This window comes from Snodgrassella sp. W6238H11, assembly GCF_016100525.1.
GTDB lineage: Bacteria > Pseudomonadota > Gammaproteobacteria > Burkholderiales > Neisseriaceae > Snodgrassella > Snodgrassella alvi.
Genome location: NZ_JACFSH010000027.1, coordinates 1 through 282 on the forward strand (window position 1 = coordinate 1; position 282 = coordinate 282).

Consider the following 282-nt stretch of genomic DNA (forward strand, 5'->3'; position numbering starts at 1 on the left):
TGCCAATCTGTGCCTTTAACTGGCGGTTTGTCCGGATAGCTCCGGCAGCATTATTTACACTATCCGCTGTCAGATCAATACTGTCTGCATCTATACTGCCATTACTGCTGTTATCCAGTGTCGCTGTATGAATAACTGCCTCTTTGCCAGACTGAATCACACCATTTGTACTGTTGTTTACACTTACCGATGCCTTAAGATTCAGATTCTCACTACTTATTATCCCTTTATTATTATTTTTAATACTTTCTGTATTCAGATAGGCATCTTTACCGGCTATGA

At 40.1% G+C, this 282-nt stretch carries 1 protein-coding gene; it reads right to left on the bottom strand.

Features of this window, described 5'->3' with window-relative positions:
- Positions 1–282, bottom strand: a 282-nt coding sequence (locus tag H3V00_RS11345) for a hypothetical protein (protein WP_198208185.1), incomplete at both ends; no start/stop codon positions are given.